Annotated in this window: 22 protein-coding genes; 19 read left to right on the top strand and 3 right to left on the bottom strand. The window is 34.4% G+C overall.

The genetic code is table 11. The features are described 5' to 3' along the window. Positions 1-6: 6 nt before the first annotated feature. Positions 7-432, bottom strand: a complete 426-nt coding sequence (locus ZA06_RS06705; RefSeq protein WP_053976606.1) for a MotA/TolQ/ExbB proton channel family protein — start codon at positions 430-432, stop codon at positions 7-9. A 181-nt stretch (positions 433-613) separates the two neighbouring features. Here ZA06_RS06705 and ZA06_RS06700 point away from each other — a divergent pair, with 181 nt between their 5' ends. Together ZA06_RS06700 and ZA06_RS06695 are read left to right on the top strand one after the other, a co-directional pair. Continuing rightward, a complete protein-coding gene (locus ZA06_RS06700) occupies positions 614-1,678 on the top strand; it encodes a sensor histidine kinase (protein WP_053976605.1) in 1,065 nt (354 codons plus the stop codon). 3 nt (positions 1,679-1,681) lie between these two features. Next, entirely contained in the window at positions 1,682-2,398 is a 717-nt protein-coding gene (locus ZA06_RS06695) for a LytR/AlgR family response regulator transcription factor (RefSeq protein WP_053976604.1), read from the top strand. Between the two features lie 34 nt (positions 2,399-2,432). Here the strand turns inward: ZA06_RS06695 and ZA06_RS17080 are convergent, their stop codons facing one another. Beyond that, positions 2,433-3,233, bottom strand: coding sequence for a hypothetical protein (locus ZA06_RS17080; protein ID WP_053976603.1), 801 nt, complete (start codon positions 3,231-3,233; stop codon positions 2,433-2,435). Positions 3,234-3,747: 514 nt separating this feature from the next. On the opposite strand from ZA06_RS17080, the gene ZA06_RS06685 reads away from it, so the two are divergent. The 5 genes from ZA06_RS06685 to ZA06_RS06665 all read left to right on the top strand — a co-directional run bounded on the left by ZA06_RS06685 (position 3,748) and on the right by ZA06_RS06665 (position 7,518). Next, positions 3,748-4,269, top strand: a complete 522-nt coding sequence (locus ZA06_RS06685) for a hypothetical protein (protein ID WP_053976602.1) — start codon at positions 3,748-3,750, stop codon at positions 4,267-4,269. A 370-nt stretch (positions 4,270-4,639) separates the two neighbouring features. Next, positions 4,640-5,929, top strand: a complete 1,290-nt coding sequence (locus tag ZA06_RS06680) for a site-specific integrase (protein ID WP_053976601.1) — start codon at positions 4,640-4,642, stop codon at positions 5,927-5,929. 14 nt (positions 5,930-5,943) lie between these two features. Then, positions 5,944-6,720, top strand: coding sequence for a hypothetical protein (locus tag ZA06_RS06675; RefSeq protein ID WP_053976600.1), 777 nt, complete (start codon positions 5,944-5,946; stop codon positions 6,718-6,720). Between the two features lie 74 nt (positions 6,721-6,794). Next, positions 6,795-7,073, top strand: a complete 279-nt coding sequence (locus tag ZA06_RS06670; protein ID WP_053976599.1) for a helix-turn-helix transcriptional regulator — start codon at positions 6,795-6,797, stop codon at positions 7,071-7,073. 1 nt (position 7,074) lies between these two features. Further along, positions 7,075-7,518, top strand: a complete 444-nt coding sequence (locus ZA06_RS06665) for a hypothetical protein (protein WP_053976598.1) — start codon at positions 7,075-7,077, stop codon at positions 7,516-7,518. Between the two features lie 62 nt (positions 7,519-7,580). On the opposite strand, the gene ZA06_RS06660 is transcribed toward ZA06_RS06665, so the two are convergent. Beyond that, positions 7,581-8,819 (bottom strand): flippase, encoded by a 1,239-nt coding sequence (locus ZA06_RS06660; RefSeq protein ID WP_168155207.1) that lies wholly within the window; start codon positions 8,817-8,819, stop codon positions 7,581-7,583. A gap of 109 nt (positions 8,820-8,928) precedes the next feature. Here ZA06_RS06660 and ZA06_RS06655 point away from each other — a divergent pair, with 109 nt between their 5' ends. The 12 genes from ZA06_RS06655 (at position 8,929) to ZA06_RS06600 (ending at position 21,315) form a co-directional block, all read left to right on the top strand. Beyond that, positions 8,929-9,912, top strand: a complete 984-nt coding sequence (locus ZA06_RS06655; RefSeq protein WP_053976596.1) for a helix-turn-helix transcriptional regulator — start codon at positions 8,929-8,931, stop codon at positions 9,910-9,912. A gap of 425 nt (positions 9,913-10,337) precedes the next feature. Beyond that, positions 10,338-10,547, top strand: a complete 210-nt coding sequence (locus tag ZA06_RS06650; protein WP_157503125.1) for a DUF6140 family protein — start codon at positions 10,338-10,340, stop codon at positions 10,545-10,547. A gap of 216 nt (positions 10,548-10,763) precedes the next feature. Further along, positions 10,764-10,979: a hypothetical protein gene (locus ZA06_RS06645; RefSeq protein ID WP_053976594.1), complete on the top strand. Its 216-nt coding sequence runs from the start codon at positions 10,764-10,766 to the stop codon at positions 10,977-10,979. A 99-nt stretch (positions 10,980-11,078) separates the two neighbouring features. Further along, positions 11,079-12,815: a hypothetical protein gene (locus ZA06_RS06640; RefSeq protein WP_053976593.1), complete on the top strand. Its 1,737-nt coding sequence runs from the start codon at positions 11,079-11,081 to the stop codon at positions 12,813-12,815. A 1-nt stretch (position 12,816) separates the two neighbouring features. Continuing rightward, positions 12,817-13,341: a hypothetical protein gene (locus ZA06_RS06635; RefSeq protein WP_157503123.1), complete on the top strand. Its 525-nt coding sequence runs from the start codon at positions 12,817-12,819 to the stop codon at positions 13,339-13,341. A 4-nt stretch (positions 13,342-13,345) separates the two neighbouring features. After that, on the top strand, positions 13,346-14,440 hold the full coding sequence (locus tag ZA06_RS06630) for a hypothetical protein (RefSeq protein ID WP_053976591.1): 1,095 nt from the start codon (positions 13,346-13,348) through the stop codon (positions 14,438-14,440). Between the two features lie 300 nt (positions 14,441-14,740). Further along, on the top strand, positions 14,741-14,977 hold the full coding sequence (locus tag ZA06_RS06625) for an HTH-like domain-containing protein (RefSeq protein WP_053976590.1): 237 nt from the start codon (positions 14,741-14,743) through the stop codon (positions 14,975-14,977). Positions 14,978-15,149: 172 nt separating this feature from the next. Continuing rightward, positions 15,150-16,214, top strand: coding sequence for a cysteine desulfurase family protein (locus ZA06_RS06620; protein WP_053976589.1), 1,065 nt, complete (start codon positions 15,150-15,152; stop codon positions 16,212-16,214). Between the two features lie 25 nt (positions 16,215-16,239). Further along, positions 16,240-18,507 (top strand): DEAD/DEAH box helicase family protein, encoded by a 2,268-nt coding sequence (locus tag ZA06_RS06615; RefSeq protein ID WP_053976588.1) that lies wholly within the window; start codon positions 16,240-16,242, stop codon positions 18,505-18,507. 2 nt (positions 18,508-18,509) lie between these two features. Next, entirely contained in the window at positions 18,510-18,728 is a 219-nt protein-coding gene (locus tag ZA06_RS06610) for a hypothetical protein (protein ID WP_053976587.1), read from the top strand. A gap of 2 nt (positions 18,729-18,730) precedes the next feature. Beyond that, positions 18,731-20,857 (top strand): AAA family ATPase, encoded by a 2,127-nt coding sequence (locus ZA06_RS06605; protein WP_053976586.1) that lies wholly within the window; start codon positions 18,731-18,733, stop codon positions 20,855-20,857. After that, complete coding sequence (locus ZA06_RS06600) at positions 20,857-21,315, top strand: hypothetical protein (RefSeq protein ID WP_053976585.1); 459 nt, start codon at positions 20,857-20,859, stop codon at positions 21,313-21,315. Before ZA06_RS06605 ends, ZA06_RS06600 begins: the two co-directional genes overlap by 1 nt. Positions 21,316-21,465: the final 150 nt, after the last annotated feature.

Below are 21,465 nucleotides of genomic sequence, written 5' to 3'. Positions count from 1 at the left end.
AGCAGTTTATGCCTTAGGCTCTTGGTTGGCAATCAAACCTCTCAACACCAAAATCCCCAATCGGCAAACCACAAAGGTAAACAGACCAAAAGTAGCCGTAAGCAAGGACACTTTTAGGCCACCAGCAAAAATAGCAGGTTCGGCATCGCCCATGGCTTCTATGGAATCAAAGGCCATAATCAAACCAATAATGGAACCCAAAAAGCCAATCACCAAGCCCAACAGGCTGCTATCGATAGCCAAACGCAGCATTTTTTGCGACTGCTCCAAATGCCCTTTCAAGCCCATAAAGCCTTTCGCCAAAAAGAACAGCGATATCACAAAACAGATTAAAATAAGCGACATCATAAGCGGACCACCTTCGTTAAAGCGATCTACAATAGAGCCAAAAATTAAAAAGCGACTGAAAACATACATTGCTAAAGGGTTCATAACGTTCGTTTTTTGAATGAATACACCCCAAACTTACGCCATACAGGCACAAGATAATCCAAAATGCGACGAACAACCAAATTAGCTCCCAATATAACCGTAGGTCGAATCCCCTGCTAAATTGGTCATCCGTCTACAAAAGCAACCATCCTGCCAAAAAGTGTTGTATCATTGTAGGGTAATGAGCAGCCTCCTTTCAAAACAAATCCTTTTAAAAGCCTTGGCGCGCAGCCTTAAGCACCTCCTATTTTGGTGCTTGGTCCTGCTGTTCTTTACCTATTTCTTTGGCTCGCAAAGCAAAGATTTTCACAACGCCCTACTGTTTTCGGCCTTTTTAATGCCCATTACCATCGCCACCACCTACGTGTCCATTTACAAACTCATTCCAGAGTATTTAATCCCCAAGCGCTACGCCAAATTTGCACTGTATAGCAGCTATACGCTCATCATTTCGGGCTACCTCATCATGCTCTCCATTTTCTTTAGCTTGATTTATCTGGCCCACTTCAATTACAACGAGATGAACCCCGTTACTAAAAACATCATCTTGGTAACTTCTGGCGTATATCTAATTGTCATTTTGGTAAGCGCCTACAAACTCCTGCAGCTCAATTTGGAACATGCCGAAAAAACCAAAAAGCTCCAAACCCAAATTCTGGAAACCCAACTAAAGCTCAAGGAACAGGAACTTCAGTACCTTAAAATGCAAATCCACCCCCACTTTCTGTTCAATACCCTCAACACCCTATACGGTTTTGCCCTTAGGAAGGCCGACGAAACCCCAGAAATGATACTAAAGCTCTCCAACCTCTTGGATTATTTGCTGTATCAAGCCGACAAACCTTTCGTATTACTAACGGAAGAAATAGAGCACATTAAAGACTATATTGCCCTCGAGGAAATGCGCTTCAACGAAACCCTGAAGCTGCAGTTCACCAGCAACAACATCCCCGAAACCCGCACCATAGCCCCCATGGTATTGGTGCCCTTTGTTGAAAACAGCTTCAAGCACGGGGCCCTTCACCAAGGCAAGCTCCATATCAACATCCACTTGGAGTGCCAGGGCCAAACCCTGTATTTCAACATAAACAACACCCATAAAAAAGGGCATGCCTCCTCCAAAAAAGGCATCGGACTGGAAAACATCAAAAAACGACTTAATTTATTGTATAAAGACAACTACACCCTCCATATCCAAAATGAAAGTGATATTTTTAAGGTGCAGTTACAACTACAGTTACACTAGCACGTGCACAACCAAAACACCATATCCTGTATCATTGTAGATGACGAAGCTATTGCCAGGGAAGTCATCCAGACCCACCTGTCCAAAATCCCCAATATAAACGTAGTGGCCAGTTGCAGCAGCGCCATCGAGGCTTTTCAGTGCATTCGTGAACAGGAAGTAGATGTAGTGTTTCTGGACATCAACATGCCAGAGATTTCGGGCATTGCCTTTGCCAAGTCCATCAACAAAAACATCAAGATTATCTTTACCACCGCCTATAGGGACTATGCCGTAGAAGGCTTCGAGCTCCAGGCTGTAGATTACCTACTAAAGCCCATTTCCTTTGACAGGTTATTAAAGGCCGTCAACAACTATTTTGAAACCCATACCCAAAACAATCCTAGCCCATCAGCACCAACAGAAGCACCCAACTTTATGTTTGTTAGGGCCGACAGGCGCATGATAAAAATAGATTTTGAAGCCATTACCTATATTGAAAGCTATAGCGACTACCTAAAAATACATCTGGGCAACCAAACCATCGTCACCCGCGAAACCATTAGCGCTATTGAAGCCAAACTGCCCTCAGAGAAGTTTTTGCGCATCCACCGTTCCTACATCATCGCCATCAAGCACATTGCCTCCTTTACCAACGACGAAATCATCGTTCAAAACAAGGCCCTGTCCATCAGCCGTAGCTATAAAAAAGACGTATTAAGTGTGTTGGAGAGGTTTTAGAATAATTATTTGAATACCTTTTGACTGAAAACAACTAGTCAGCCACACCATCAAAACCTCCGGAATCAGTATAGCCACCACCATAATCGCTATAACCGCCACCGTAGTCACTGTAGCCACCGCCATAACTATCTCCGCCTCCAAAGTCATCATAGCCTCCAACATCATCGGAATCATAGTCATCATACCCAAAATCAAATTCAAAGTCATCATCGTAATCGTCAATCTCAAACACGAAATCATCATCTTCGTCATAGGTATCATCCAGCACGCTAAAATCCCTATCAAATCCATTGCGGTAATAAACTAGTACAGGGATAGGCCTTCCCTTAAGTCGTCTTTTAGTCTCCTTAATAGATATACGCTCCAATTCCTGCTTTCCAAGACCTACCCAAACCCTTTTATCTGGGCAATTGGCTTTTGGAAACCCATAAGTGTAGTGCTTGCCATCAATAACATATTCCTGAAACACACGATACCTCCCATTCTCAAAACCGGATGTCAACACTACTTCAGAACCTAATGTTTCTTTAGGGGGCACTTCTTCCTTAGGCGAGGATTCCGTTTTAGGACTTATAATTGTTGGTGTAACGTTTCGGGCTGCAATTGCAATGGCTGCTAGTTGTGCATCCGCTTCTTCAGCAGAAACAAGACCTCCCTCTTTTGTTTTCTCACCAGATAATACAACAGCACTTTCGGAAGCATACCCTGCCCCTTCTGTAGACTTAGCATCTCTCTTAGTCGCCTTTTCTTTACTCTGCATTTCGCTGGGCTTTAAAATTGCAATAATCCAAAACAGCAGTGCCACTGCCGAAATCAACAACAATCCTATCATATACGTATAATTCTAGTGATTAAACTTGAGATCATCATGACAAACATAACTTATTTTCCTACAAAATCACCTCCACTTCACCTACAAATCACTTTAGATGAAAACCTCCTCCTAGCCACTTCACTTACCATTACCTAAACTTGGCTAAGACATTGTTCGTCCAAAGCCCCTTCTCAACCAAATATGCCAAAGCCGTACACGAACAAACCCCGAACAATCCTCGAACAAAACCCCTAAAAAATGGCAAGTGTGTGTCAGGAGAGGTCTCAACTGGTCTTAACAGGTCTCTATGTGTCATAACGGGTCAGTATGTGTCACAACGTTTCAACCTATTGCATCTATGGAAATTATTTTGTAAGTAATATAGCAAACCAACTCCCCCTTCGAAGGGGGACAAAGGGGGATGTAAAAACAAGTCCCATCCCTCCCCGCAAAAATTGCAATGCTTTCACTATCTTTAAGGTACACCCACTTCAAACCACCCTAAACTAACCCACAGCACACATTGTACAACATGAGCTTAGAGTTAGCAATCAATCTATTAACATCCATTGGGGTCATCATTTCGGTAATCTTCCTTGCCATAGAAATCAAAAAGAACACCCAGGCCGTCCGCTCCAACTTCTACGACTCTTTTGCCAATTCCAACAGAGAGTTCCTCCACCAATTAATTGTAGATAAAGACCTTGGAAAACTGTTCGAAAAAGGCACCAAGTCCTGGAACACCCTAAATGAAGACGATAAAAGAACCTCCAATTTCCTGTACATCCAACTCTTCCGTATTTGGGAAAACCTCTATTACCAAAACAAGATGAAAGTCCTAGAGCCCTGGCTTTGGGTAAGCAACCGGAATACCATCATTTCCTATTTCCACCTTAACGGTATACAGGAATGGTGGCAAATCCGCCGACAATCTTTCTCAAAAGAATTTGTTGAATTCTTGGAACAGTCCAAAAAACCAGAAAACCAAATCAAGGTTATTGAAGATTTAATGCCTCGTGTTTCAAAAGACAACAAACCAACCAATGACTCATAGTCTTTATAGCTTAGTCTTGTTTCACGACAAAACACTATTTGCATCCTAAGGTCAAGTTCAGGCACTCGAACCTAAAATCTAAACAACCACATAGAAAAACTCAAAAGATAACAACTCTAAGTACAGAGCATAAAAAAAGCGCTGCAAATCTTTCAATTCAACAGCGCTTCTATCAAGTTTTTCTGTGGTCCCACCTGAACGTAATTTTAGTTGACTTCAAATTAAGTCATTTTACCAAAAACGCCCATAAACACTATTATTTACAGGAGATTAATTATTCAATTAATATTTTAAGTATTTTTGAATTAAACACAATTAAAGAAAATGTTGTCCCTTATGTTGTCCCCTTTTAATCCAATTATACAAACATATGAGCTCTGTCCAACCCACATCAGGAACTATCAAATTTAGACTAAAACAGCCAAAAGAACAAAAGGAAACACCTATTCTTTTTGACTACAGTTTCGGCCGCGGTAATAGAATAAAATATTCTACAGGGTTCAAAATTCTTCCTAAGTTTTGGGATAATGGAAACCAAAGAGTAAGATCAGTTTCTACAATTAACAACAGAGAAGAAATTAATAGTCGACTATCTGAAATAAAATCTAAGTTCACCAAAGAACTTTCTAAACTCGAAGAACCGGACAAACAAAACAAGTTAGTTCTGAAATCTATATATGATGATATCATGGGGAGAAAAGAAGAATCTTCCCTACCTCATTTCACTTTCTTTACTTATGCCGATAGGTTTATTAAAATTCACGAAACAAATCTGATTAGTTCATCTGCAATGAAATTGAATCTAATCACTATAAGAGCATACAAACAGACCATCAAGCAACTAAAGGATTTTAACAAAGAAAACCATTTCGGTTTGGACTTTGACAAGATTGATATGACATTCTACTATTCCTTTGTTAGTTTTTTAGAAGAAAAAGAGTATTCACTAAACACAATTGGAAAGCACATCAAAAACATCATAGCCTTAATGAACAGAGCTACCGAAGACGGTATTAATACCAACTTAAAATATAAACACCGTGATTTTAGGCGTGTTTCAGAGAGAACAACCTCTATATATTTAACCGCACAAGAAATTGATGATTTATACAGCCTAGACCTTTCCTTCAACAAGGATTGGGAACGTGCAAGAGACATTTTTTTAATAGGTTATTTTACGGGGCAACGGGTTTCAGACTACAATGGTTTAACCCAAAAAAACATAAAAACCTTTGAAGGGAGAAAGGTATTTGAAATTCATCAGAAGAAAACAAAAAAGACTGTTTACATACCAATACACCCAAAAATTAAATCCATAATGAAGGAAAGATACAATGGAGATCTACCTAAAAAAATGGCCGACCAACAAATTAACGAGTACATAAAAAAAGTAGGGCGGAAAGCAAAAATCAAGGATATTGTCATCACAAAAAAAACCATTGGTGGCAACGTTAAGGAAGACCCCATAAACAAATACGATCTGATAGGGACCCACACTGCAAGGCGCTCATTCTGCACCAATGCTTATTTATCAAAAATGCCAGTAATAGATATCATGGCCTTGAGCGGGCACACAACCGAAAAGGAATTTTATAATTATATCAAAGTTACCCCTCAGGAAAGAGCCGTAAAAATTGCCGACTCTGCCTTTTTTCAATAATCAACTAACCAACCATGGAAAACAATATTTTTGCAATAGACCCAACTCCCTACAACATTCGTCAGAAAACTAACGAAGAAACCCCAAATTACTTTTTAAAAAACTTTGAACACTACCAACCTAAACTTATTAAAGACTTTTATTTAAAACACTTCATGAAAAATCTCTTTTTCGATATAGACATTCTCGAAATTGAGGAATTTTTAGACACACAATTCGAATACTCAGAAAACCCGGGTTTTTTACAAAAAATCCTCCAGAGAAAAATCCTCCCTAAATTTGAAGAAGTTATACAAAACTCTAAATTTTCACCGCACACTAAATATTTCAAAGAAGAAACTCTAGAAGATGAATTTGTCCTAACAGAAGGAACCATTAAAAATTGGAATTATGAGTTTGAATCCTTTTATCATAAATGCCAAACAGGCAACCTTAGAGAAGATTTAATGGAAAGAAAAAAAATAACTTCAAACTATCTCGGTAGACTAGAAAAATTATTCAACAAATCCAATCCAAACTCACTTCAATGGGTTGGGAAGCCATCTCATTTAGCTATAATCATTTCTAAGTTAACAGACCTAAACTACATAGAAGCCCCTCTTTTAAAAAATGGAGAAGTAAACTACAATGAGTTAAGCCGTCAAATTTTAAACTCTTTCAATTTCAAAATAAAACCTTCTCTTGATACTTTAAGAAAATACGCAAATCCTAAAAATGACAAATACCAAGAACTATCCGATAAATTTGATGATAAAACATTTAATCTCCCTCACTCAAAAATAATGAGCTAGGTCCGGGACATTGTGACCCTTTTCCTTGAAAATAGTTTTTGGATATTTGAATAGAAATCAAATAGTACAAAACTATGGCAAAGCAATTGCACTTCTACCAATTAAAGCCCGAAGAGTTCAAAATAGATATTCTAGATGGCGTTGATGACAAACTCAAAAAATATCTAAAAAACCTTCATCTACCTGAGTCAGAAGAACTTCTTACCGTAGACGAAACGCTAGCCTTTTTAAAATGCTCCAAACAAGCATTATGGAACTGGAGAAAAAATGGAATACTTCCTTCATACCGATTAGGAAATCGCGTTTACTACAAAAGGAGTGATATATTCAAAAAACTTGTAAGACAGGAGTGATATGGGAATTTTAAAACACTGCAAACATTGTCACGTTGAATTTAGGGCCAGGAGGCGCAATCAAATATATTGCTGCCAGAGCTGTAAAACATTAGCCAGCTACAAACGAAATGGCTACAAATATGTATCAGGCCACTACCAAAAATCCCCTGACCAAAATAAAGAACAGAAAACAGGGCTAGCCATCCCCCAAAATCAAATGGAAGAAAAACTGAATGAAGTCGTAGAAAAATTAAACAAAATTAACGTTGCTGCGATAGCCAACTCTGCAGTCGGACATCTGGCCGCGGAAGCAGCACAATATGGTACCAAGAAACTTCTTGCTCCTCACACCCTGCCAGCTACCAAACAAGATATTGCACAACTTAACTGGGCAATATTCGAGCTAAAACAAATGCTCCAGCAAATTAACGATAACCAACAATCTTCATTTAACTTCATTTAACAATCTCCTGTAAAGAGATACCAAAAACACGTTTGAAGTGACACTAAAAATCAATTGTATTATTATTGAACTCTAAGCAAATTTTTGATGTCTTTTCGGGTATTCTTATCAAAAGCAACGTAACCAATATTAGTTATAAAATGACTTGTTAAAACCGCAACAGCAGCACCTGTTACATTATATCTCGGAACAAGAACGCAACACAACAACAAGTTGCTTAGACACCCCAAAGCAAAACGATATATATTATGCTTTAAACGGTTGGTGGTGAGCAAATGTTTTTCGTAAAGCATTCCAATAAAAACGAATAAAGGGGCCCAACAAAATACAAGCAAAGCTGTTTTACCATCTTGATATTGTTCTGAAAAATAATTGTCGAGTATATAATTTCCAAAAACCATATAAAAAACAGCTATGCCTAAACCCAATAAAACCATAAAGAACAGTAGCTGCCCATTTTTTTTATAATAATACCCCTTATTAAAATGAAAAGATTCCGCTAGTGAAGGATACAAAGCATTTATAACTGCAAACCCGATAGTCCAACACAACCCTATGACCAAAAATTGAACACTTGCGAAAACCCCATTAGCATGATCGTCATGAAAGTATTTTAAAACAACCTCATCAATACCAATATACACCATCACAAGCGCTTCAGAAACGATTAAAGGTAACGCCATAACAAAAAGACTTACCCCCAATTTTTTAGAGAATTTCCAATACTTAAAATTTATTTCATTTTTAGCCCGCAATACAATGAAGTAAAATATTCCCTGGAGCAAAAAATCCAAAACAATTATTTGCGCAAAATACAATACATCCAAATGTTGCTTTATCCCATAGTACTGCAAAGAGACAACACAAAGCAGACTTAGAACCTTCCCCACAAAAATGAGCTTAGCCCTTTTTTTGGCGAGTAGGTAATATTCAAACACATCTGTTAGCTTAAATAGATACCCAAAAACCAAAACGGAATAAATAGATAGCAAACTCTTATTATCCGCCAAGAACAAATAACTGATAAAACCTACTAAAAAAATCAGCCAGGCCACAAACCGCATAAAAAATGCGGTAGCAATTATTCGCTGACTTTCCTTTGGGTTAACCACTATTTCGCGGATACAAACCGCCGATAATCCCAAAAAGAACAAAGGAGAAAACATACCTAAAACAGATTCAGCCAATTTCAGTTTCCCTATGTCGACAGCCCCCAAAGCATTAAATATTTTAGGCATAACAAAAACTCCAACAATTAATAGAATAAGTTTCTCTACTGAAAACCAAAAGGTTGTATTCACGTCTTGTTTACTGAATGAAAGGGCCATAATTATGAATTGTGTCTCAAAGATAAAAAACGCCCCGAGTTTGTATTCTGTTTAGTATTTTTAGCTTTCACAAAACCAACCTATGACTCCAGAATTTCTCCGTCGCTACTATGTTATGCGCATTATTACCACACCAAAGGTGTATGGACTTCCAGAGGGATATGTATCACTAGAGCAACTACAAGACACCCTTGAAAACATCCGAGGCAGAAACCGAGAGGATGTGCTTTACGATAAGGTGGAACTACATAGCAGAAAAACCATAAATCGGGATTTAAAAAAGATTGAGTCTTACTACAAAATTATCATTAAGCATAAGCGCAATTATGGGTTTTATGTTGAAGACACATTTACAAAAGACCACAAACAACTTAAAGAAATATACGAGAAAACAGAACTTTATTTACTGAATCATCATGCGCACGCCTGGAAAGATTTTGTCTCATCTGCTAGAACATCCTTAAGCGAATACGTAGATATAGTAGCGCTCATTAATGCCATAGAGCTCCAGTTATTGGTAGATCTGGAATATAAAGGATGGTATGATGACAACAAGTTCAAAACATTCAAAGGAACTGTGCTACCACTGCATATAAAAGAGATCAACAATGCATGGTATTTAATAGCCCACAATACAGACATTGGAATTTATGCATTTTGCATGGACAGGCGTATTAGAGAATTTACCGTAACTTCTAAAACTCCAAATATCCCAATAGAATTTGACGAAAGAGATTATTTTAAACACTCGATCGGGATTTTAAAAACCAATATGAAACCAGAATGGATCCATTTAAAAGTAGCCAACCACCATCTAAAATACTTAGAAGCTAACAAAATGCATCCATCTCAAGAACTCATAGCTTATCCTAAAAAACCAGAAACAAAAGTCTTAGATTATTATGACCCAGATATGTGGGGAGAAATTAAAATTTGCGTAGAACCGAACTACGAGTTTTTAATGGAAATTTTAAAGTATAATATCTGGATTAAAGTAATTAGCCCCAAACCTGTCAAGAATTTTATACAATCCCACGTAAAACGCATTGCAGCTTATTACGAATAGTGGAACACCTTTATTCTAGCATTGGAAAATTCCACTACATTTCGGTTATTTAAAGTTCCTACTGAAAGTGCAGTCTTTTTGAATTATTTTCATTCTTCAAAAAGCCAAACACTAATCATCTCTATTTATGTCCATTAGGATTTTTTAGAGAAAATTATAGGCAAAAACACACCACCTCATTATTAAGGGGACACATTTTGTCCGTTTCACGACTAGATTTGTGTACGAAACCAAGTACAACCAACCAAAATTTCTTTCCATATGGCCACCTACAAATGCCGTAAATGCAATATACAAAAAAACGACACCCTTATTTCACAGCTGGAAACAAAACCAACATGCAGTGTCGGGGCCAATGACATTAATTTTCATGATTGGGAGCAGGTATCCCAAGAAGATCTAACACCCATTTATCACTAGAAATTATGGCAACATTTGAAATAAAAACCAAACACGCCATTAACGTCCAAGGAGAGTACGTTGATGCAGGCTTATCTGTTCAGGTAAGTTCAATGTTTTCTAACCCTTTTGATGAAGCAGATAAAATTCACAAAGCCTTTTTAAGAGTACATGATATCGACTTAAAACCCGAAGGATATCTGAGTCCAGGGTATTTGGAATACAAAACACTGTAAACAAATTCAATTTTTATCAACCAATTAAATAACCAACCAAATTTTAAGCTTATGGCAACTTACCAATGTAGAACCTGTGGAATCACAAAAAATGACACGCTAATCTCCAAAATGAGTACTCCAACTAAATGCAAACCAACTAATTCATCTGCAACACTATCCCACCATTCTTGGAGTAAAATCTCGAATGACAATGTTTAAAATTAATTTTCATGATTGGGAGCAGGTATCCCAAGAAGATCTAACCCCCATTTATCACTAGAAATTATGGCAACATTTGAAAAAAAAACCAAACACGCCATTAACGTCCAAGGAGAGTACGTTGATGCAGGCTTATCTGTTCAGGTAAGTTCAATGTTTTCTAACCCTTTTGATGAAGCAGATAAAATTACAAAGCCTTTTATAAGAGTACATGATATCGACTTAAACTAGACAGGTATTTAAGCCCACAGTATTTTGCCGTTGAAAGGATTTAACTTTTAAAATATAATATAGCAATTTATGATGTTTTCAAAAATTAAGGTATAAATAATGACACATACAGAAATTATCATACAAGATGCAACTAGCATCAATAATAAATTAGTTGATGCTATTATAAAAAAAGCACAACGACTTAGTTTGGATTCGGAAATTATTAACCGAAGAATGCTTGTTGATTACTTAAATGAAGAGCTTCAAGTCAATTTAAAGGAAGGACTCTACATCAAGCAATTACTAAAGGAGGCTTATTTGAAATCTTCATATTCTTCTAGTATCCAAAATGCCATCGTTAATAATATTCTTGATAATGATGGGAAAAATAGAGTTTTTAATCCTTCACGAGTTGAACAACGTGTGGAGGCCCTAAATATTCAAAATCCGCAAATAGACTTAAATGATTTTAATCTTATTGCACAAGAAACTGAAACGGTAAAAAAAGTTGATGGAACTTTTGAAATTCAGACTATCCAAAAAAAAATTGACAGCTTAAAACCTAAAAAGGAAATTTCCATTACGGGGAGTTCGAAAGTTGAAGCAATAAGAGAACACGCTTTCAATATTAAAGAAGAATACACAAAAATCATCCAAACTCATGAAAAAGTAAAAGATATAAATTTAAACTTAGTCGATGATTTTGATAAAACTAGAAACAAATTAAAACTAATTCGAGAAGATTTATTAGCCCTTTTAATTGATTTATTTGGAGACAATATAAAGGCGTCAGAACCCGAATTATTTGATGTTTCTAAAATTAATTGGGAAAGTTTTGAAGATCGTTATGGCAAATTAGACACCTATTTTTCATGCATCAATGACAATGTTGCAATATTCAGAGAGGCACATCAACAACATTTGTCTGCAATGGCTCTCTCAGGGAAAAATGAGTTCAACAAGTTTTTAAGCAAAACTTCAAAATTAGCAAACGCAGGAAAATTAAACAACTCCAATTTAAAAGGGGCTGCTGGAGCTGCGGCAGTAGGATTTTTAATTGAAGGAGGTGCGGCTGTATTGAAATCAAGAAGTCAAGCTAAAAAAACAATTGCCCAAATAGAACTGGACATTGAAAAAATGAAGGAAGGAATGAGGAGCGATGTGCAATTAATTTTAGACGATATTTTAAAACTAGGTAGATTCTATACTGAATTAAAAGACAAATTAATTCCTCAATTAAAATTATTTAGCCAAAAAGCAATCAACAAGTTAGCTGATGACATCTCACCACTATATGAGCAGATCATTTCTAATCAAGAAATAAGAGATTTAAGAGATAGTAACAAAAAATTATTGACGGAATTTCGAGTAATTGAAGCTGAATTAATTGATAAAAACGAACAAATTAGGTTTAACGATTCGAGACATCAAATGCTAACGGAAGTCATTGATTTGAAGAGACCCGAATATAACTTTTTATTGGCTTCCATGCCTGTTAAGCCAAATTTGTTTTATAAAATCATATCTCCAACAAAATCTATTAATCTTTATAACGAAACGCTAATCGATTGGTATACTTACTGCAAACCTTCTGTTGATGAATTCGAAAACACTCAAAAAGATATTGTTAGAGAAGCTGAATTAAAAGAAACAAATCTTAATGATATTGACATGTTAACAAATAGAAAACTAAATATTCAAGAAGAGTTAAAAAATAATTCGGAAAGAATAAGAACTGTTTTCAGTGAAACAGGAAATAAAGGAATTTTAAAAGACTTATTAACTCACATCAAAGATTTCACTGTTTCTTCAAAAGGAGTTCTTGAACTAAATATTTCTAATGAACTTATATAACATGGAAAATAGCCTTATTACTCAAACAGAACTAACCAAAATGAGTTCTGATGAGTACAAAAACTTCTTAACTGAAAATATTCATAATTATTATGAGGAACTAATTGTAAACAATGCCGAAAACAAAGAACATGTCGTCAATTTACTTTTCAAAAAAATGGAAAATGACAAACGCTTCGACAAGATTGACAATGATTCCAAAAAGGCAATTGTACTAACAGGAATATCTTGCTTGTCGGATGTTTTAAAAACCATTGACCTAAAGCAAAAACAAAGTATTCTTCAAAAGAAAAACAAGGAACTAACTGACCTATTTTTAAAGAATTACGAAGAAAAACTTTTAAACCTAAAAGAAAAAATAAAGAAAAATCAAGAAGATTTTTTAAAACTTCAAAATAATGCTGATAATATGTCTTTAGGACAGTTGGCTAATACAATAAATAATTTTCATAACCCAAATGAAGCTAGCGATGTTAGTGATCAAGAAATTGATGATTTGCTCAATGGCGGTACATTAGAATTTTAAAATTATGTTTACAGAAGAACTTATAAAGAATTACTTTTTAACAAAAGGAAAAACTATAAAAGCCTACCTTTTAGGGAATGAAGATAAATTATTCTTAGCAGAAGATCACGATCATATAAAGAATGCATTTAAAAGTAATAAAAAGGAAACCCGGATGATTTTTTACCGCATAAATTACTTTATAGCAGTGATTCTATTGCTGATCATATTGTATTCGCCTATATCTAATATATGGGTATTGTTATTTGCCCTTCCTTTCCTCATAAAACCTCTTGCCCATTTATTTGCTTTAGAAAACAAAAGAATCAAAAAGAATATTTACTTGTATAAAGAGCTATATGGAGCAAATAATTTTAAAAAATTAATTGAATCCCCTGAAATAGAAGAAAAAAAAGATAAAGAACTCCCAACAGGCCTAATAGCAGGAATTATATTGGGAACTATAACATTAGTTTTTTCACTAGCATTTGTAACGATGTCGGGAAAAGCAGATGAAGTAAAGGAATACACAAAAGCGGGAAGTAAAAAAACTTTAGTAACAAATTCAACAACTGATAAAGAAAAACCTAAAAAAGAAGTTGCCTCAAATTCTGATGAATTGACTGAAGAAGACATGTCTCAACTTGAAGCCGAATATGAATCGGATATGATGGAATATGGAGAAGAGTGGATGGCAAGTAAAAATGAAGAAAAAAATGATAACTATGCAACAATTACAGGAACAGATATAATTATCAGAAATGGACATTCTACAACATCGAATATAGTAGGATCTTTTAAAGAAGCTGGAGAAAAAGTTGTTGTCTTAGGCACCTACACTTCTGAAGAACAAACTGCATTAATCAAAAGTGACATTATTGTAACTGATAGAGAGGGTGAAGACAACATTTTACAAAAAGGAAAATCTGTTAAAGTCATTTCAATTAATGAAGAATCACCTGTAGAACTTTTAATAAGTTTTAAAACTAAAGAAGGAAAGACAAAAGAAGGCATGGTGCCTGAAGATACTGTAGATTACATCAATGAATCTTGGTATAAAGTAAAACGAGATAACGGAGTAGTTGGTTGGGTTTTTGGTAAATTTATTAGAATAGATTAGACAAGAATTACATAAAAAGGGTAGCATATCACCAAGTGTACAAAGTATAAATATCGAAGGTTAACAGCTCTCGATATTTTTGTTTGACCAAAAAGACTCTTTCATTACAAGAAACAAAAACCGTTAAATTAAACTTATTTTAATGGTTTTACCCCCAAAATCCACCAATATTCATTAAGGATAACCGTAAAACACGTGTCCTCAAAATCCATATTTTAGTGGAGATAAACCTATCACATGTTGATTTATTTTCAGAAATAAGTAGTATTTATAATAACAACCAACCCAAAAAACCAACACATGACCATAAATGAATTAGGCGCCAAATTAGGCGAAATGCACCATAACGCACCACAAGGATCTGCCGTAGCCATGATCCATCTCTTCGGAATTAAGTATGCAGAGCATATCCAGAAAAGTAAATTTTCAAAAAAAGACATTGCAGAAGCCGCAAGAATACAAACCTCTTACCACACTGAAATAAGTAAAGGTGTAAAGCTAGCAGAATACGTTATTCCCAAAAAGGAATTTATTTAGGTAGCCAACTCACTATTACAATATCAACTTACATCTTTTTAACAAATTGACGCAATAAACTTAAAAAAGCACCCATATTACCTACCTTTTTCTTGTCATTATTTATGAAAAAAAATTTATGTTTTAATATATTTGAGGATAATATATTCGAAATTTAACCACCACCCTATTAATGTCAATACCAAAATTGCCTTTATACCTAGACAATGCGTCAACAACAAAAGTAGACAAAAGGGTTTTGGAAGAAATGCTACCATATTTTACTGATCTTTTTGGTAATGCTTCTAGTAACCACAGTTATGGAAAGATTGCTAAAGACGCCATTGAAAAAGCCCGGTCTCAAGTTGCTGATTTAATAAATGCTAATACCAAGGAAATCATATTTACCTCGGGAGCAACGGAAGCAATAAATCTTGGAATAAAAGGATTCACCGAAGCAAATTCACACAAAGGAAATCATATCATAACCGTTAAAACGGAACATAAAGCTGTATTAGCAACCTGCGAATATCTAGAAAGCAAAGGCTTTGAAGTGACCTATTTGGATGTTGACAATAACGGTCTCATTTCATTGGAGCAATTGAGGAATTCCGTAACAGAAAGCACTATACTTTTTGTAATTATGTATGTGAACAATGAAATAGGCATCATACAACCAATAAAAGAGATAGGAGAGATAGCCCAAGAATACGGAATCAGCTTTTTTTGTGATGCCACGCAAGCTGTAGGTAAAGTTAAAGTAGATATAGAAAAGGACAATATCGACATGTTATGCCTTTCAGGACATAAATTAAATGGACCTAAGGGAATTGGAGCCCTTTACAAAAGACAAGGTGTTGAGATCATCCCGTTAATCCATGGAGGAGGACAAGAAAAAGGCCTAAGAGGCGGCACCTATAATACCCCTTTAATTGTAGGTCTTGGTAAAGCTTCTGAAGTAGCCAAAATCGAGTTTGATTCTAACGTTACAAACCTAATTAAAAAAAGACATGAATTGGAGACCTACTATGAAAGCAACAACATAGGTTATGTAAATTTCAAAGAAGCTAATAGAGCTCCTCACATCATTAGTGTTACTTTAATAGGTTTTGAAGCTGAGCAATATTTAATGATGAAATCTAAAGAATTTGTGGCTTCAACAGGTAGTGCATGTAATTCAGAAATCGTTGAGCTTTCACATGTTTTGAAAGCTCTAAAAATGAAAAACACAAAAAATATATTGCGTTTAAGTTTTTAATCCGAAAAGAATTAAATTCAAATTTATGCTAAAAGATGTAACATGGGCAGAAGATAGAGATTACAAAACAGGTACCGAAGATGAACCTTTACAATTTTATTTAGATGCTCTATGTAATAGTAAAACATTTGATTTACTATTAGGTTATTTCAGTTCTTCAGCTTTAAATGTTTTGTCTCTGGGCTTTGCTAATTTTATTTGCTCAGGAGGTAAAATGAGAGCAATAATTAACAATGTGCTTTCAGAAGAAGATAAAGAAGCTATAAAAAGAGGGCAAAATAAAGAAAATCTTTCTTCAAGCTTATTAAACTTTAATGATATAAAGGAGCTTAAAAAAACATTGGATGAGTATGGTACTCATTTTTTTGAATGTTTTGCTTGGCTAATAGCCAATAATAGAATTGAGATAAAAATAATTCGACCTAAAAAGGGAAGAGGGATTTCTCATTATAAGTCTGGTGTTTTCTCAGATGGAGAAAATTCAATTAGTTATAAGTCTTCATGTAATTTCACTTATTATGGATTTCTTGAAAATTTGGAGGAATTAGAGTGTCGATTGTCTTGGGAAGATAGTAGTTCGAATAGAGCTGTTATGAAACAAAACAAGCATTTTGATAGTTTATTTTCGGAACAAGTTGAGCATGTGGAATATTTAAGTATTGATGAGGTAAAATCGGCTATATGTGAACAATTTGGAAATAAAAGAATTGAAGATTTAATAGTTAATGAAAAGGAATTATTGCGAAAAAGAAATAATATACTTAAGAATTCAAATATTCAAAATTCCATAAAAAGAGCTATTGAAAAACTACAACATTTCGTAGAGATGGAAAATAAACCAAGGTTCCCTTATGGTGGAGAGCCTTATGATTATCAGGTTTTGGCACATAAAAAATGGTTGGATAATAATAAAAAAGGGTTGTTTGCCATGGCCACAGGAACTGGGAAGACAATTACATCTTTAAATTGTATGCTTAATGAATATAAAGAGCATGGTTTTTATAAGTTTATTGTTTTTGTCCCAACTACAGCATTGGCATCTCAATGGGTGAGTGAGGTTAGAGATAAATTTAATTTTCAAAATATTATTCTTTGTTGTAGTATTAATGGTAATTGGAAGGATGAGTTAAAAAGTATTGGGAAATCTGTGATTTTTGGACGGCAAGTAGACTATGCAATAATTACAACCTATGCGACTTTTAAGGGGGTGAATTTTCAGTCCATTTTCAAGGATTGTTTTAAAAATGATTTTGATAAGATAACAATGATTGCTGATGAAGCTCATACTATGGGTTCTATTGGTTTTACTCGTGTTCTTCCAAATTATATAGAAAATCGTATAGGATTATCAGCAACTCCTGAGCGTCAATTTGATGATTATGGAAATACCGTTTTAGCCCAATACTTCGATACGTCTCCTGACGAGTATACGTTTGAGTATAACATGAAAATAGCAATAGATAATGGCGTTTTATGTAAATATTATTACTATCCTAAGATTGTTAGTTTAGAACCCGAAGAGCAAGATGAGTATTTAAAGATTTCTAAGGAACTTACAAAATACATAAATCCCGAGACAGGCAAATATTATGAGTCGGAGTATGTGAATAATTTACTGATAAAAAGAAAGAATGTTATTCATAAAGCATCAAGAAAATTAAATGAGTTAGTTTCTATTGTCGGAGAAATAGGCAGTGAAAACTTTAATAACGCTTTTATTTATGTACCCGAGGGCATTGAGGTGAATTATGTTGAAAATGATGATGATGTTCTCGGTATTGAGAGAGAAAATGATCGATTAATAGATAATTATTTGGAGGCATTATACGATGCTTATAGTTTGAGAATGGCCAAGTTTACAGGAGAGACTCATAACCGAAATCAAATATTAGAACAGTTTAAAACTAACAAATTAGATGCCTTATTAGCAATGAAATGTCTTGATGAAGGCGTAGATATTCCGCAAACTAAATATGCTATATTTTGCTCTTCAACAGGAAATCCACGGCAATATGTACAGCGTAGAGGACGGGTTTTACGAAGGTTTTCAGGAAAGGATCATGCAATTATTTATGATCTGATTGTTAAACCTATAATTAATCATACCGATACTGATGAGAAACTAACTAAAATAGAAAAAAACATATTTCTCTCGGAGCTAAGAAGATTGGTCAATTTTGCAGTTTTAAGTGAAAATAAGGATTTATGTTTAAGGCAATTGGAACAGGTCTGCTACGATCTAGATATAGATATTTACGAATTAGCTAACAAAGAACTTGAAAATTATAACTAGAAATGAAAACATTAAATGACTCATTAAGAGAAGAATTTCGTGAAATTCTTAATGAAAAAGAATTTTCAGAAATAATAAAGGAAAAAGATTTAGATCCTTCTGTGTTGTACAAAGCCTTTGATGTTTTGTTGAGATATAAATCAGACTCTGATTTGACGGATAAAGCAAGGGGGGAGTTTGAAAATTTTATAATTAACTATATGAGAATTAAAGCAAATTAAGAATGATAATTAACAGAGTAGAGATTGAGAATTTCTTTTGTTATGTGGATTATAATGAATTCACTTTTGATGAAGGATTAAACATTGTATCGGCTAAAAACTCAGGAGGTAAATCCCATTTATTTAATGCTTTTCATTGGACATTTTTTAATAATGTTTATGTTGATAAGGAAGATGATACAACTAAAAAGGAATGGAAGTCGGCTGATAAGGTCATAACTTTACCTGATCATGTTGTTTCTAAGACCGCTGTAGATGATGTCATGAAAACATCCATAAAGATTACTTTAACCGCAGAATACCATGAAATTGAAGAGCCTAAAGGAGACTTAGTTGAGTATCATTTTGAAAAGGAGATAACTTATAAAAAAGGGAGTGAAGATGTATTTCCTATATCAAAGCCCGAACTTCTAATTTGGTACGTTCAAGACGGTGAGACTAAGTATTTAGAGAGAGGGGAACATCGGTGGTTCTTAGATAAGATATTTCCTGTAAGTATTAGAAAGTTCATGTGGTTTCAAGGAGAGACATTAGATGAACTATATGATTTTAGTAGACCTGCTACATTAAATTATGCTATAAAAGAAATATCTTATTTTCCTATTTATGAGAACCTAGTGACAATAACTGAAAAATCCGTTATCAGTATTGGTAAAAAAATTGACTCAGAATTAAGAAAGCAAAAAAAGTTTTCTAATGAACAAGAGCGTTTGATTTCAGATATTGATATTACCAGAAAGAAAATAGCATCTTATGAGTCTAAATTTTTAGAAAATCAAAAGGAACTACAAGATCTTACAGAATCCATTTTAAAAGAAGAAGATAAGCTAAAAGGTTATGATAAGTATACTCAGCTAAAAAGCAAATTGCATCAATATGATTATGAAATAAAGTCTATTAATGATAAAATTGATTCTCTTTCAGTTTTAGGTAAGGAAAAGTTTATTTCAAAGTGGATATTAAATAAATGTGATGACTTAATCAAAGACTCAACAAAAAACCTTGGAATTTTAAGTGATGAATTGAAGTCATTTCAAAAATCAGAAAATCCTGTTCCAATAACATTGCCTGGACCAGAATATGTACAAAAAATGTTGGAGGATCATGTTTGTTACATATGTGAACGTGAAGTGGAGGAAGGCTCTCCCGCTTATGAAGCTTTAGAAGCAAGAATGCAAGATTTTAGAAATAATCAAATACAAAAAATACTTGCGGATAATTATACAGAACTTAATCGTTTTAAAAGAAACTTATTAAATGAATTGCCAGGGATTACTGAAGAGGTAATTAGCAATGATAATGAGATTGAAAAGTTAATTACCAAAAGGAAAAAGTTAATTAAAAAGAGAGAAAATTTGTTCTCAGATTCAGGAGTAGAAAATGCTTCTGAAATTAAATTGGGTTCCATAAATGCTGAGCAAATATTAAATAAAATAAGAAGTTTGAATACTAGTAAGTCATCTATTGAACGTAAAATTTCAATGGATGAGCAAGACAAGTTTTCTGAAGAAGAAAAGCTTTTTCACTTGCTTTCGCGTAAGACCAAAGTTATTCCAACGGATGAATCTAATCAAATAGTAGAGGTTATATCAGAAAAGTATATAGATATTATTAATAAGGCATTAAGTAAATTAAAAAATACCGCTTTATCACATTTGATCGAGGAAATATCTAACGAAAGCAACGCGCTGTATACCAAATATTTAGGCGGCATTACACAGGGACAGATAGAGATTGATCGTGGTGTTCGCATCATAGATAAATTGACTAAAAAAACCTTAACAAATTTAAATACAGCTGAATTAACAGCCCAGAAGTTAGCAGTAGCTAATGCTTTCTTATCGCTTAGTGAGAAGAAAATGAATCGTTCGTTTCCATTATTGGCTGATGCACCTACCTCTGATTTTGATGATGATAATACTTTATTTTTGACTCAAAACCTAACAGATTCTTTTAATCAGATTATTATAATGTCAAAAGATTACAATAAGCTTAAGGGTGAAGAACGGTCAAAATTTATTGGTAAGGCAAATATTTGTAAGTACTATGAATTGAAAAATGATCTAATTGACAAAGAAGGGAAAGAATCGAGAACTAATAAAAGAACATATATCAATATAATAAAATAATGGAAAAGCTATTTACAGAAATAAACAAAAGAAATGTCCATTATGGAGCCTATGTTGAACAAATAAGAGATTTGTTTGCAAGAAAACAAGAATCATTAAAAACTAAGGATGATAAATTCTTTTCAAAGTACTGGCAGGTATATGCTTGGTCGGCGATCATAGGTATGATAAATGATAAAAAGGAAGAGGGAGCAAGTTTACCTAATCAATCTTCTTTTCAATATCAAATGATTACAAATGGATCAGAGTCTATAGCTCATGCTTTGCTACTTATGGCTATTGGGAAAATAGAGGCTAAGGAATCGAGTGATTTTCTAAATTCTCGTAAATTATTGACAGTAATTAGTGAGTATGCAGAAGGAGGGGCTAAACATATTTTGGAGATTCGACAAACACCTGGTTATGAACGTAAGTTTGATAGTCCTGACGATTATTTGTTAGAAGTTGTTCAAAGGTAGATTTAAGATTATGAATCCAGAAGAGTTTGTTAACAGATTAAAAAGAGATAAGGCAAGGGGGGGGGGGGGAATCTTGCCCCTCATCAGATAATTTTATTAATTTCTTTGTTAGGTATTTATTCTGAAAATCAAATTTCTAATTTGAAATTT

It is taken from the genome of Mangrovimonas xylaniphaga, assembly GCF_001280435.1.
Taxonomy (GTDB): domain Bacteria; phylum Bacteroidota; class Bacteroidia; order Flavobacteriales; family Flavobacteriaceae; genus Mangrovimonas_A; species Mangrovimonas_A xylaniphaga.
The sequence above is the reverse complement of the archived record's forward strand: the minus strand, read 5'-3'. Positions and strand labels throughout refer to the sequence as shown.